Source organism: Mammaliicoccus stepanovicii, from assembly GCF_002902525.1.
Lineage (GTDB): Bacteria > Bacillota > Bacilli > Staphylococcales > Staphylococcaceae > Mammaliicoccus > Mammaliicoccus stepanovicii.
Window position 1 is genome coordinate 12,960 of the sequence record NZ_PPQZ01000054.1, and the last position, 15,091, is coordinate 28,050.

The 15,091-nt window shown below is 33.2% G+C and carries 11 protein-coding genes; 6 read left to right on the plus strand and 5 right to left on the minus strand.

Features of this window, described 5'->3' with window-relative positions:
- Nucleotides 1-608: 608 nt before the first annotated feature.
- Together CD111_RS08520 and fdhF are read right to left on the minus strand one after the other, a co-directional pair.
- Nucleotides 609-1,076 (minus strand): helical membrane plugin domain-containing protein, encoded by a 468-nt coding sequence (locus CD111_RS08520; RefSeq protein WP_095086144.1) that lies wholly within the window; start codon nt 1,074-1,076, stop codon nt 609-611.
- A complete protein-coding gene (gene fdhF / locus CD111_RS08525) occupies nt 1,076-4,015 on the minus strand; it encodes a formate dehydrogenase subunit alpha (RefSeq protein ID WP_095086141.1) in 2,940 nt (979 codons plus the stop codon). The genes CD111_RS08520 and fdhF overlap by 1 nt, the downstream gene beginning before the upstream one ends.
- A gap of 244 nt (nt 4,016-4,259) precedes the next feature.
- Between fdhF and CD111_RS08530 the strand changes: the two genes are divergently transcribed.
- From CD111_RS08530 to CD111_RS08550, 5 genes are all read left to right on the plus strand, one after another.
- On the plus strand, nt 4,260-5,702 hold the full coding sequence (locus CD111_RS08530) for a carbon starvation CstA family protein (protein ID WP_095086138.1): 1,443 nt from the start codon (nt 4,260-4,262) through the stop codon (nt 5,700-5,702).
- Nucleotides 5,703-5,882: 180 nt separating this feature from the next.
- Nucleotides 5,883-7,172: a D-serine ammonia-lyase gene (locus CD111_RS08535; protein WP_095086135.1), complete on the plus strand. Its 1,290-nt coding sequence runs from the start codon at nt 5,883-5,885 to the stop codon at nt 7,170-7,172.
- Between the two features lie 6 nt (nt 7,173-7,178).
- On the plus strand, nt 7,179-8,111 hold the full coding sequence (locus tag CD111_RS08540; RefSeq protein ID WP_095086132.1) for a DMT family transporter: 933 nt from the start codon (nt 7,179-7,181) through the stop codon (nt 8,109-8,111).
- A 26-nt stretch (nt 8,112-8,137) separates the two neighbouring features.
- Nucleotides 8,138-8,596 (plus strand): NUDIX hydrolase, encoded by a 459-nt coding sequence (locus CD111_RS08545; protein WP_095086129.1) that lies wholly within the window; start codon nt 8,138-8,140, stop codon nt 8,594-8,596.
- Nucleotides 8,597-8,961: 365 nt separating this feature from the next.
- The gene (locus CD111_RS08550) at nt 8,962-10,440 is read left to right on the plus strand and encodes a catalase (protein ID WP_095086125.1); all 1,479 of its coding nucleotides are present in this window, start codon (nt 8,962-8,964) and stop codon (nt 10,438-10,440) included.
- Nucleotides 10,441-10,553: 113 nt separating this feature from the next.
- On the opposite strand, the gene CD111_RS08555 is transcribed toward CD111_RS08550, so the two are convergent.
- Nucleotides 10,554-11,735 carry an MFS transporter gene (locus CD111_RS08555; RefSeq protein WP_095086122.1) on the minus strand — a complete coding sequence of 394 codons (1,182 nt, stop codon included), beginning with the start codon at nt 11,733-11,735 and terminating at the stop codon, nt 10,554-10,556.
- The gene (locus CD111_RS08560; protein ID WP_095086120.1) at nt 11,725-12,165 is read right to left on the minus strand and encodes a MarR family winged helix-turn-helix transcriptional regulator; all 441 of its coding nucleotides are present in this window, start codon (nt 12,163-12,165) and stop codon (nt 11,725-11,727) included. The genes CD111_RS08555 and CD111_RS08560 overlap by 11 nt, the downstream gene beginning before the upstream one ends.
- A gap of 156 nt (nt 12,166-12,321) precedes the next feature.
- Between CD111_RS08560 and CD111_RS08565 the strand changes: the two genes are divergently transcribed.
- Entirely contained in the window at nt 12,322-13,515 is a 1,194-nt protein-coding gene (locus CD111_RS08565) for an amidohydrolase (RefSeq protein WP_095086117.1), read from the plus strand.
- Between the two features lie 134 nt (nt 13,516-13,649).
- Here CD111_RS08565 and CD111_RS08570 read toward each other — a convergent pair whose 3' ends face one another.
- The gene (locus CD111_RS08570) at nt 13,650-14,954 is read right to left on the minus strand and encodes a Na+/H+ antiporter NhaC family protein (protein WP_095086116.1); all 1,305 of its coding nucleotides are present in this window, start codon (nt 14,952-14,954) and stop codon (nt 13,650-13,652) included.
- Nucleotides 14,955-15,091: the final 137 nt, after the last annotated feature.

Consider the following 15,091-nt stretch of genomic DNA (forward strand, 5'->3'; position numbering starts at 1 on the left):
TTTTATATATGAAATGTTACTGTTTAAACTTATCTTAAATTACATCTAATTTCAAATAGAATCGAGGATTCAGTTCATAATTAATTGTTTGATTAAATTTAATATCAATCAACTCGAACTCAAACCCCCTTATAATTAGCGATAATTCAAACGTTTAAAGACAGTAACGTCTTGGTACTTTATGTTATTCCATGACTTCGCCCATCTCGTGGATTAACTTCTGAGTTATTCCATGACTTGCTGCATTTCGTGGATTAACTTCTGAGTTATTCCATGACTTACTCCATTTCGTGGATTAACTTCTGAGTTATTCCATGACTTTGCCTATTTCCTGGATTAACTATCGAGTTATTCCATGACTTTGCCCATTTCGTGGATTAACTATCGAGTTATTCCATGACTTTGCCCATTTCCTGGATTAACTATCGAGTTATTCCATGACTTCGCCCATTTCGTGGATTAAATGATGAGTTATTCCAGGAGAAGCATCTAACCATAAATAAAAAAACGAGAAAATCACTTTTAAACATGATTTTCTCGTTTTAATTATGGTTGTACCAATGATACCTCAGGATTTCCACTAATAATAAAATATTTATATCAATAATCTATTCTCTTCCCATTCCTTTTAAGAAACTAAGTAATAATGTCAAACTTCTGTTTATCTCTGGATCTTTGAGTGCGCCTAATAGTTCTGGTATTGTTGTTTTTTTATTTAAGTTTGCTCTATTCGCAACTTTCATACCATTATTAATTCTGTTTAAAAATACTGACGCTTCTTCTAAGTCAACGTCGCCTAATAAAAACAACAATTGACCTAAATTCCCTAAAATACCATCATATTGCTCTTTATTTAGTTCCGTGACAAAGTTTCCTGTAATTACTTTTCTTTGTACAATTGCAGCATGAACTGCGTCTAGTGCTTGCGCTTTCTCAAGTTCATTTAATATGTCCATACCTTTTTCAATGGCTAGTTTATTTTCACTAAATTTACCTTGTAGTGCTTTCATGTTTTGTTCAATCTTGTATTCTTTACTTTCATGCATACGTCTTATTACTTTTACTCTTTCGGCCATTACAGATTACCTCCTTTATTAGGGAACGTATAATCTGGTTTATCCCATTTATCTTGAACTCTAACACTAATTTGTGGTTGTCTATTTCCAAACCTTGAATTATGTTTTGGTATTGGGGATTTACCTTTTTTCGTTACAACTTCTAGTTTGGCATAGTTATCTTTATATGCTGGTGTATTCGTGTCTTTGTCTACATCGCTATCTGTTACAAAGTTAGGTGCACCTTCGTTTTGATCATTTAATGGAATATAGATGTAGTTTCCAGTAACTCTATCTGTAACTTGAACATTTACTTCAGCTGTACCAACTTTGGATGTAATTTTAACTCGTGCACCATTTTCAATGCCATGTTCATCTGCTAATTCTTGAGAAATTTCACAGAAATTATTTGGTAGTTTATAAGCTAGACCTGGAACTTGATAAGTCATATTACCTTCATGGAAATGTTCTAATACACGACCATTATTAACGTGTAATGACATTTCTTTCGTTTTCTTAGATTTAACATTAAATTCTAGTGGATACAGTCTTGCTTTACCATCTGGGAAGTTAAATCTTTCCGTGTAAAGTAATGGTGTATCTGTACCATCATCATTCATTGGCCACTGTAAACTATTAAATCCTTCTAACCTATCATAAGTAATTCCTTTAACAAGAGGCATTAATGATTGTGCTTCATACCAAATTTCACTTGGGTGTTTATAGTTCCAATCTGCACCAAGTGATTTTGCTATTAATTGAATAATTTCCCAGTCAGGCTTAGATTCACCTAAAGGATCTAATGCTTTGTTTATTCTTTGAACACGTCTTTCGGTATTTGTAAATGTTCCATCTTTTTCAAGAGATGGTGATGCAGGTAAAATCACATCAGCAAACTCTGCAGTTTTTGACATAAACAAATCTTGTACAACGAAGAAATCTAGTTTTTCAAATGCTGATCTTACAAAGTTTAAGTTTGCATCAACTATACCTGTATCTTCTCCTTTAATATATAAAGAACGAAGATTGCCTTCATGTATGCTGTCTATCATCTGATGATTGTCTAGTCCACGCTCACTATCTAATGAAACATTCCATGCCTGTTCAAATTTACGACGTGCTACATCATCTGATACTTTTTGGTATCCTGGTAACGTGTCAGGCATACTTCCCATATCACTACAACCTTGCACGTTATTGTGACCTCTTAATGGGTACGCGCCTGTTCCTGGTCTCATATAATTACCAGTAACTAATAATAAATTTGAAATTGCTGTACTTGTATCGCTACCAATTCTATGTTGTGTTACGCCCATTGCCCAACAAATCGCAACGCCTGATGATTTATGAATCTCTTCAGCAATGTGTTTGAGTTCAGACTGGCTGATTCCAGTTGTTTCTTCAGCATATTCTAATGTAAATGGTTTTAAACTTTCGTAGTACGTATCAAAATCATTAACATGTTTAGTAATAAATTCTTCGTTATGCCAATTTTGATCGATAATATACTTGGTAACAGCAGATAACCAAACTAAGTCAGTTCCTGGTGTTGGTAAATAATATTTATCTGCACGTTCTGCCATTTCATGTTTTCTAATATCAAATACATATAATTTTTGTCCAAGTAATTTATGTGCACGTTTAATTCTACTCGCAATAACTGGGTGTGCTTCTGCCGTATTCGTACCGATTGTGATCACCATGTCTGCTTTTTCTAAATCTTCTATTGAACCAGAATCTCCACCATATCCAACTGTTCTAAATAATCCTTGTGTTGCTGGTGACTGACAATATCTAGAGCAGTTATCAACATTATTCGTTCCGATAACTTGTCTAGCTAATTTTTGCATTAAATAGGATTCTTCGTTAGTACATTTTGAAGATGAAATAAAAGCTAGAGCATCTTTACCGTGTTCATGTTTAATACTTGAAAACTTTTCAGAAATTAAATTTATTGCTTCTTCCCATTCAACTTCTTGGAAATAGCCATCTTTTCTAACTAATGGTTTCGTTATACGTTCCTCAGAATTCACATAATCCCAAGCAAATTTACCTTTCACACATGTAGAAATGTGGTTTGCCGGAGAATCTTCATGTGGTAATACTCTAAGGATTTCTCTATCTTTTGTCCACACATCAAATGAACAACCAACACCACAATATGTACATACTGTTTTCGTCTTCTTAATCGTTTCTTCTCTCATTGCCGCTTCAGAATCAGATATTGCAAACAATGGTCCATATCCAGTTTCAGCCTTCTTAGTTAGTTCAATCATAGAACGCAGTAAACCTGGTTTTTGATCAGTCATGTAGCCTGCTTTACCGAGCATGTTATTCTCCATTAAAGCATTACATGGACATACAGTTACACATTGCCCACAGTTTACACAACTTGATTCATCTATTGCTTTATCATTGTCCCAAATCACTCTAGGCTGATTACGTTTCCAATCAATAGTTAATGTCTCGTTAACTTGAACATCTTGGCAAACTTCCACACATCTACCACACAATATACATTGATCAGGATCATAACGATAAAATGCTCCGAAATCTTTCTCATATCCTTTAGATTTAAAAGGAACAGATTGATGTTCTAAACCAAATTCACCCATAGTATTGTGGATTTCACAATTACCATTATTATAATCACAAACTGTACAATACAATTCATGGTGTTCTAGTATTCTGTCCAAAGCTTGTTTTTGTCTAGATTTTACGTTTTCATTTTGAGTGTTAACTACCATTCCATTTTCAATCATCGTGCTACATGCCCGTTGAAATTGCCCATTTACTTCAACGATACATGAATCACAAGTCTCAATTGGTCCTAAAGATTCGTTATAACAAATTGAAGGAACGAAAGAAATGTCTTCAGCTTTAATAAAATCTAACAGCCTCATTCCTTCTTCAACAAGGTAATCTGTTCCATCAATTGTTATGATTTGATGCTTTTGCATATTAAATTCCCCCTTTATTTAGTAATACCCATAAAAGTTATAATCACTTGTTTTATCCATTAGTATCTACAACTTCTATTTAATTATAAATTTACACTTATATAAATACAAATGATTGTCTAATAAAAATTGTAAAAATGCTCTAAATTAAATAAATGTTTTCAGAAATTTCTAATAACTTATTGTAACCTTTATGTTTCTTTGCTACTCTATTGTTATTATATTTTGAAGGAAGGTCTTTATAATGGTCACATTTATCGTCTGTATCGTCTTATTAATTTTCGGTTATATGTTTTATGGTAAATTCATTGAACGTGTATTTGAAATATATCCAAACAAAGAAACACCTGCTTATAGTAAACAAGATGGCATGGATTTTGTTCCAATGCCTGCATGGAAAGGTTGGATGATTCAATTATTAAATATTGCAGGTCTAGGACCAATATTTGGTGCCGTTGCAGGTGCGCTTTACGGACCTGTAGCATTTATTTGGATTGTCGTAGGCTGCATTGTTGCTGGTGGCGTACATGATTATTTTTCAGGTATGCTTAGCTTAAGACATGGTGGCGCGCAATTTCCTAAACTTGTTCAACATTATCTGGGAAAATACATAAGAGTCTTTACTGATATCGTATCTGTTGTGTTGATGGTATTAGTGGCTGCCGCTTTCGTTGCCGGTCCAGCACAATTAATTTCATCTAAAACACCTATATCATTCATTGTCGCGCTTATCATTATCTTTGCTTATTTCATATTAGCTGCAATTCTGCCAATCAATAAAGTTATAGGTCGCATTTATCCAATTTTTGGTGCAATCTTAATTATTATGGCAGTCAGTGTAGCCGTTGCACTTATATTTAGTGGTAAAGAAATCCCTGAAATTACCGTTCAAAATTTACACCCAAGTGGAATACCCGTTTGGCCATTATTAATGGTAACAATTTCATGTGGTGCGATTTCTGGGTTTCATTGTACACAAAGCCCTATTATTTCTAGAACAGTAAAACATGAATCCGAAGGTAGAAAAGTATTTTATGGTGCTATGATAGCTGAAGGGATTATTGCATTAATTTGGGCAGCAGCCGGTATGACATTTTTCGGAGGAACAGAAGGTCTTGCATCTAAATTACAATCAGTTGGCCCAGCCGGTGTAGTTGATCAAATTTCAATTCAGTTGCTCGGTCCAGTCGGAGGTATTTTAGCTTTATTAGGTGTTATCATCTTACCAATAACAACGGGAGATACTGCATTGAGAAGTTCAAGAATGATTATTGAAGACTTTATGAAAGATAAAGTAAACATTAAATCTAAAACACTCATGATATTAGCGAGTTTCGCTGTTGGCATCCCAGCATTTTTCCTTTCTACAATAGACTATACATTCTTATGGAGATATGTAGGCTTTACTAATCAAATTGTTGCAACCGTTATGTTATGGGTAGCAGTAAGTTACTTGCTAAGATACAATAAATCACATTTAGTAGCAGGTATTCCTGCATTGTTCATGACTGGCGCAGTTAGTGTTTATGTACTATATGCACCAGAAGGATTGTCATTACCATATCAAACCTCCATTATTGGTGGTGCTATAGTATTTGTTATTATTGCATTGTTATATGTGAGAGCAATACTGAAACAGAATAATACAACTGTAATTGGACAACCAACACAAGACTTATATAGTTGATTTAACTATGTATAGTATCGAATAAATTTTAAGGAGAGCTAAGACTATTATCGTCTTGGCTCTTTATGATGTTTTCTTACATCCAAAACACATTGGGATGATAGCGTGTAACTATCAATAATATATGATTATCTGTATAATATTTATAGTATATAAAGAGATTGAGAGGAGTTTATTAAATTGAAAATTAACGTAAATGAACTTACAACAAAACACCCAATAATTAAAGACATGAAACAAGGCAATGAAGTTTTTTGGAAAAATCCAAACTATCAAACTCAAAAGGATCTCCCCTTTTCCCTTGAAGATATTAAAGATGCTGAACAAAGATTAACGCGTTTTTCTTCTTACATTGAATATGTATTCCCTGAAACAAAAGCAAACAACGGGAAAATAGAATCTGAAATCATTAATATTCCTCATTTCAAAGCAGAAGAATTTCCTCATATGAAAGGTTCACTTTATTTAAAAGGTGATCATGCACTACCGATATCTGGATCAATTAAAGCTCGAGGCGGCATTTACGAAGTACTTAAGTTTGCTGAAGAAACAGCAATTAAAAATACTGATTTTACAACAGAAAGTGATTATAAAATTCTAGCTTCTGAACCATATAAAGAATTATTTTCTAAATATCGAATCGCTGTAGGTTCAACTGGTAATTTAGGTTTAAGTATTGGAATTATGAGTGCTAAATTAGGATTTAAAGTGACAGTGCATATGTCACAAGACGCTAAAGAGTGGAAGAAATCATTGCTAAAATCAAAAGGCGTAGAAGTAGTAGAACACGTTCAAGATTATGGGTATGCCGTTAAAGAAGGAAGATTGCTCGCTGAGAATGACCCATACTGTCACTTTATAGATGATGAGTCATCTAGCGACTTATTCTTAGGTTATAGCGTAAGTGCTTTAAGACTAAAAAATCAATTACAAGCTGAACAGATTATCGTAAACAAAGATCACCCACTATTTGTATATTTACCTTGTGGCGTTGGAGGTGGTCCTGGAGGCGTTGCATTTGGATTGAAAACTATTTTTGGTGATAACGTACATCCAATATTTATTGAACCAACGGAAGCTCCTTGTATGACGTTAGGTATGATTACAGATTTGCATGACAAAATTTGCGTGCAAGATATTGGCTTAACAGGTAAAACTGTCGCAGATGGATTAGCAGTCAGTCGCCCTTCTAAATTAGTTGGCAGTATTATGACTTCTCTACTTTATGGATCGAGTACAGTTAAAGATAATCAATTGTATAAATATTTAAAAACATTACAAGATACGGAAAGTATCTTTGTGGAGCCTTCTGCTACTTCAGGATTTCATGGTTTGAAGTCTATTATAGATGCTAACTTAGCTTCCGAAAATGCTACACATTTAGTATGGTCAACTGGTGGCAATATGGTGCCTGAAGAAGAAAAAACAAAATATTACGAGCAAGCTAAGCGTATAGCAGAAACGGAGTAGTTTTTATTGATATTACTTATTATATTAGGTGTTGTAGCAGGACTATGTGTTCCGCTACAAACATCTATAAATACAAAGTTAGGCAGTTTTACAAAGTCACCTATTCTAGCTTCATTTTATTCATTTTTAGTTGGTACGATTGTACTCATCTTTATTAATTTAATGATGAATCCACAAAAGCTATCACCGACTTTCATATTAAATCAGGATTTTTCATATATTTGGTTTACTGGTGGTTTATTAGGTGTCATATTCTTAACCGGCAATTTATTATTATTGCCTAGAATTGGTGCAGCACTAACGGTAGTCATGACAGTTACTGGACAAATTATAATGGGTTTAATCATTGATCAATTTGGACTTTTCAATGCTGAAATACATACTATTAACATTGGTAGAATTTCAGGCGTCATAATCATGTTGATTGGTATATTACTTATGAATTATAAGAAGAAATCTTCAAGAATTATTACAAACAAGTCCAATCACACAAACCTTTGGATGATGCTCGGCATGTTAACAGGATGTCTTCCACCAATTCAAACGGCTATTAACAGCGCATTAAGATATGAAGTTCATTCATTTTATTTATCTGCACTTATATCTTTTGTAATTGGTACTTCTGCATTATTTATATTATCTTTAATAATAGTAAGAAGATTAAAATTTAGCTTTATTAATTCATCTCAAGATAGAATAAAGCCCATTTATTTCATCGGTGGCGCTTTAGGTGTGATTTTTGTTACGACAAACATCTTACTTATGCCAGAACTTGGTGCAGCATTAACGTTAATGGTCGTAATATTCGGGCAGATGGTAATGGCATTGCTAATAGATCAATTTGGATGGTTTAATACACCAATGTATAAGATAACCACACGACGATTGATAGGTGCAATACTTGTATTTATAGGCATCGTTATCTTGAAATTATATTAATTTGTTAAATAAAGGAGGATATATTTATGGATTTAACACTCAAATCAGGTGAAGGTATGTTAAATATTAGAGTCGGAGCTATTGTCAAAGCTAAGGATCAATATATATTTCATCATGACAAACATGATCATTACTACGCACTTATAGGTGGTCGTGTGAAATATTTTGAAAGCTCTGATTCTGCAATAAAAAGAGAACTCAAAGAAGAAATTGGCATTGATATAGATAACTTTAAATTTCTTACAACAATTCAAAATTTCTTTGAATTTAAAGGTACTTCTTACCATGAAATATTATTCGTTTATGAAGTGAATATCGAGAATTCTATCGAGCAATTAAATTTATTAGACGATCCAAACATTTCTTACGCATCATGCTCTATTGAAGAAATTCCTGATTTAATTATAAAACCATACAAAGCTAAAGAAATCATATTAAGACATACTGATGTATTGCCTTTATTTATTTCGAAAGATGAAGATTAATAATACTGATTCTAAAGAATCAATTAAAAATCAAATTAACCAAAATGTTTTTGGCTAATTTGATTAATTTTTTTATCTGAATTTCAATACTTATAATCAATTACAAATAAATATTCTCATCTTATACAAAAATACCATATTACATCTTTATTTATATTTCATATCATAATGAACTTAATTCCTCATAATATAATGTAAAAAGTATATTTTATTTACTTTTAAACTATTATTCAACACTGTCATCATCATATTCACCACCTTAAATCTCTATTTTTAAATTCTTTTACTTGTCACTGACGATAGTTTAAATTATAATTAATATGAAATTAGAATTATTATAATTAAGAATCTCAAGGAGGATAATTATGACTAACAAATCATTTAGAGGTATATTTGGAGCACCTGTATCAGATCGTGAAAACTCAATGACAGCTGGCCGTCGTGGTCCGTTAGTGATGCAAGATATTTATTTCTTAGAACAATTAGCGCATTTTGATAGAGAAGTAATTCCTGAAAGACGTATGCACGCTAAAGGTTCTGGAGCATTCGGTACTTTTACTGTGACACATGACATTACAAAATATACATCTGCAAAAATATTCTCAGAAGTTGGTAAACAAACAGAAATGTTCGCACGTTTTTCAACTGTTGCAGGTGAACGTGGTGCAGCAGATGCAGAAAGAGACATCCGTGGATTTGCACTTAAATTCTATACTGAAGAAGGTAACTGGGATTTAGTTGGTAACAACACACCTGTATTCTTCTTCCGTGATCCTAAATTATTCCCAAGTTTAAATCGCGCTGTAAAACGTGATCCAAGAACAAACATGAGAAGTTCACAAAACAACTGGGATTTCTGGACTTCATTACCAGAAGCACTACATCAAGTAACTATTTTAATGACAGATAGAGGTATTCCAAAAGGTTTCCGTAATATGCACGGATTCGGTTCTCATACGTACTCTATGTATAATGATGCTGGAGAAAGAGTTTGGGTTAAATTCCATTTCAGAACTCAACAAGGTATCGAAAATTTACAACCTGAAGAAGCTGAAGCTATTGTAGCTAAAGATAGAGAATCTTCACAAAGAGACTTATATGATGCAATCGAAAGAGGCGACTTCCCTAAATGGAAGATGTACATTCAAGTTATGACCGAAGAACAAGCTAAAAATCACCCAGACAACCCATTTGATTTAACAAAAGTTTGGTACAAAGGTGATTACCCATTAATCGAAGTTGGGGAATTTGAGCTTAACCGAAATCCAAATAACTATTTCCAAGATGTAGAACAAGCTGCATTTGCACCTACAAATATCGTACCTGGCTTAGATTTCTCACCAGATAAGATGTTACAAGGTCGTCTATTCTCATACGGAGATACACAACGTTACCGTTTAGGTGTAAACCATTGGCAAATTCCTGTTAACCAACCAAAAGGTGTTGGCGTTGAAAACATGTGCCCATTTGCTAGAGATGGTCAAATGCGTGTAATTGACGATAATCAAGGTAGTTCAACAAACTACTATCCAAACAGTGAAGGTGCATTTGAAGACTCACCAGAATTCAAGAAACCTGGCTTAGATATTGAAGGTCAAGTTTATGAATATGATTTCCGTGAAGACGATAGCAATTACTATGAACAACCTGGTAAATTATTCAGACTTCAATCTCCTGAACAACAAGAACGTATGTTTATTAATACTGCAAATGAAATGGAAGGCACTACTGACGAAGTTAAACATCGTCATATCCGTAACTGTTACAAAGCAGATCCAAATTACGGTAAAGGTGTAGCTAAAGCACTAGGTATTGATATTAATTCAGTAGATTTAGAAGGATAATGACATTCAACGTGTCTCATCGTAATGCTTAACTCAAAAACAAGCATATCACGTAACTGATACTTTCAGTTTCATCCGTGATATGCTTGTTTTTTATGCTTATTTTTAATATTTTATGCTTTTTTCATTCTGATTACGTGTAGGAAATAATATGCGACTAATCCTATTAATGCAACAACTGCCATTGCTAAATACAATCCAGAGTACCCAATTGTATGTGTAAAGTTTCCTAATACATAAGGACCAAAACCTAATCCAAAATCTAAACCTATAAAGTAAGTTGATGTTGCAAGTCCCATTTTTTCAATTGGTGACACTTTAACGACTAGCGCTTGGAATATAGATTGTAAGTTACCAAATCCTAGTCCTACAAATGCACCTGCTAATAATAATACAACACCATTATGTGCAATACTTATTAAGAATAATCCTAATATCAAACTTATGAAGGCTGGTATCGTCACGATATTTTCTCCACGTTGATCCATAATTCTACCTGTAAATGGACGTGTTAGTAATATTGCAATTGCGTATACAACGAAGAAGAAACTCGCTGCATCTACAAGTTGGTTCTCTTCAGCAAAGAATTGAATAAAGGATAATACTGAAGAATAAGCAATACTTACGATAATAACTACTATAGCTATTGGTAATGCATGTACAGAGAAGAAATCTGTAATTTTGAAACCTTGTTTGCTTGATGTTTTAGGCATTACAGGTGTTTCAACTTTCATAAATAATGACATCACAAAAGCAACCACGATTAATACTGTACAAATAAAGAATAACACTGACATTGGCATATGTTGATATAGTAATAATCCGATGAATGGCCCAATTGCAGTACCTAATACCATACTTAAACTATACATACTTATACCTTCACTACGACGTTCAGCTGGTGTAATGAATGCAGCAATCGTACCTGTTGCCGTACTTGCCACACCACTAGCCACACCATTTAATATACGAACGATTAATAGCAATGTAAATGATGAAGCTGAAACTAAATATAATCCGTTTGTAATAACTAATAATATTCCACCAAAGATTAAGATTCTCTTCGTACCTAATATATTAATGTATTTACCTGTCATAAATCGTCCGAGTAATGACCCTACTATAAAGAGACCTGACGCTAATCCAGCTAAACTGTCTGGTACATGAAACGTCTCTTTACTATATCCACCTACTGTTACTAATAATAAATACATCGATAAAAATATAAAAAAGCTGATGACAAAGTTAAAAATAAAATCCTTTGTCCAAATCGGCTTTTTAATTTTATTTTCCATTATGATTTGCCTCCTCAATTAAATGTGTTCTAAGTTTTTCTAGTACGCGTTCCGCTACTTCCATTTCATGTAATTCAATATCCATTGATTTAAAACATGATTCTTGGAATTGTTTAATTTTCTCGAAAGTTTCTACATACTGTTTACTACCTAACTCGGTTAAAGTTAAGAATTTCTCTCGTTTATCTTCATCACTATTCTGAGCATGAACTAAATCGTGGTCTATGAGCTTTTTGATCATTTTTCGTGCAGTTGGTTTCTCAATAAACGAACGTTTAGATACTTGTACTAATGTTGTTGGTTGATGTTCACTTATATCCCTCAATATTTTGTATTGTGCTGCATAAAGGTCATACGGTTCTAAAATCATATTGATATGATGGATATAAGGTCTGTAAACATTTGTGTATGCATTAAAAAATTTATTCATTTAAACTAGCTCCCGTCCGATGCGAAAATGGTTAGCTTTGCTAACTAATACTACGCAATTCTACTCCCCTTTTACATGTATGTCAACACTATTAGCATTTAAACTACAACATTTTTTCCCAATTTGCTTTATAATTTAATAAAAGGAGGTATTATGATGATTAATCGTTTTTACGAAGCTCTATCTAATAAAGAAAATAAAATGATAGAAATCAGAAGATATTTACATGCACATCCAGAATTATCTTTTGAAGAAGAAAAAACTGCACAATATATTAGTGATTTTTACAAAGATAAAGATGTAGAAATTAAAACACATATAGGTGGTAAAGGTATATACGGCATTAAAGTGACCATTGATTCTGGGAAACCTGGCAAAACTCTTGCGCTAAGAGCTGACTTTGATGCATTACCTATTAAAGAAGATACAGGATTAGCATTTACATCGAAAAATGAAGGTGTCATGCATGCATGTGGTCACGATGCACATACAGCCTACTTAATGGTTTTAGCAGAAACGTTAATTGAATTTAAAGACCATTTACAAGGAAAAATCATCATCATACATCAACCCGCAGAAGAAAAACCACCAGGTGGTGCACAAGCCCTAATTAAAGATGGCATCCTTGATGGTGTGGATAATGTAATAGGTGTTCATGTTATTAGCAACTTAGAAAGTAATCGCGTTTACTACCGAGAAGGCAACGTACAATCTGGACGAAACATATTTAAACTAAAAATAATTGGTCAAGGTGGACATGGTTCTTCACCTCATTTAGCAAATGATCCAATTGTTGCTGCCAGCAGTTTTGTTATGTCTGTTCAAACAATCGTATCAAGAAAATTAAATCCATTCGATATGGGTGTCATTTCAATTGGTTCATTTGATGGTAAAGGTCAATTTAATATCATCAAAAATGAAGTTGAACTTGAAGGTGATGTTCGAGGAATGAATGAAGAAACGATGCAGCTGATTGAAGATGAAATAAAACGTATTTCCCATGGCTTAGAAACAATGTATGGCGTCAAGTGTGATCTTGAATATCATAGAGACTATCCAGTATTATATAATGATCCAACTTTAACTAAACAAGTTGCAAATGCAATTAGAACATCTAATATTAAAGAAATAAATAGCGTGGAACGTACAGAACCATTACCACCTTCAGAAGACTTTGCATATTACGCCAAAGAGCTGCCATGTACATTCTTCTATGTTGGAGCTAGTCCGAAAGATAAACAAACATACCCGCACCATCATCCAAAGTTCGATATAGATGAAAGTTCATTGCTTATCGCTGCTAAATCAGTTGCAGCTGCAACTTTTGATTATTTAGGTGTTAAATCATAATAAAGAATCGACTTTGACATAAATATAAAGAAAACTAAAAAAATCGTAAAATTTCTTCCATTAACAAAGAAATTTTACGATTTTTGTCTTTATTTATAATTTGAAAAGCTTCATGACTTAAATTGAAGTCTCACTTACATTTTTTTAGTTTTATTGCTTTTCGGATATCCAATCAATATAGAAACTATGCCACAAATTCCTAATAAATATGGATAAAAAGAATACGGTAATAATGAAACTGTAGAAATACCTGCCACACTTGTAGCAGCTAAAACTTGTGCACCATATGGAATAATACCTTGGACTGTACTAGCAAATATATCTAATATACTCGCTGATTTTCGAGAATCTATATCATAATCTTCTGAGATTTCTTTAGCTAAAGGACCTGCAGTAATAATTGCGATTGTATTATTAGCTGTCGCAAGGTTCGTTAAACTTACTAAACTTGCAATACCAAATTCGGCCCCTCTTTTAGATTTGACTCGGCGTGTTAACGTATTAAGCAACCATCTTATTCCACCAAAGTACTCAATGATCCCAATCATACCTCCGATAAATAGTGCTACCATCGAGATATCTTGCATACCAATCATACCATCTGAAATAGCTTTAAGGTTTTCAGCAATAGAATATGAACCATCTGACAAGCCAATTACACTTGCAATTAACGTACCGAAGACAAGTACCATTAGCACGTTCATCCCACTTAGTGCAGCAATCAGTACGAATAAATATGGTATAACTTTTATGATTGAATATCCACCTTGACTTGCATCAGTCATGCCCATATCTTTCGTTATTAACCATAAGATAATGACTGTAATTAATGCACCAGGCAATACAATTAAAAAGTTCATTTTAAATTTATCGCTCATTTTCGTTTTTTGAGTTCTGACTGCTGCAATCGTTGTATCAGAAATCATAGATAGATTATCACCAAACATTGCACCACCTACAACAGTTGCAATTGTTAATGTTAGTGAAATATTAGTCGCTTCCGCAATACCAACTCCAACGGGTGCTAATGCAGCAACTGTGCCCATTGATGTCCCCATGGCTACAGATATAAACGCTCCTACAATAAACAAACCAGATAATAAAAATGGCCCCGGTATTAATGATAAACTTAAATTAACTGTTGAGCTAACTGCTCCCATTCCTTTTGCTGTTTCACTAAAAGCACCAGCTAATAGAAATACAAATACCATTAATAATATATTCGGATGACCTGCACCTTTTGTGAATATATCTAACTTTTTGACAAGTGATGTTTTAGGATACATCATACATGCAAATATTGCTGCTATTAAAATCGCTACATTTAGCGGTAAAAATTCAAAATTTTTTGTTGTAATACCTGTTCCAATAAATAGCGCTACAAACACAATCAATGGTGATAATGCCCAAAAAGATGTTTGTTTATTATTTTGTTCCATCTGTTTCTCCTTATTATAAATCTTCAATACTTTAAAAGGTTACATGACAAAGAACCGAACGTCAAATTATTTTCTTCTATATTTAGATTATTTATTTTTGGAAATTTAATATATAATGAGTCATAATAAGGAAATAT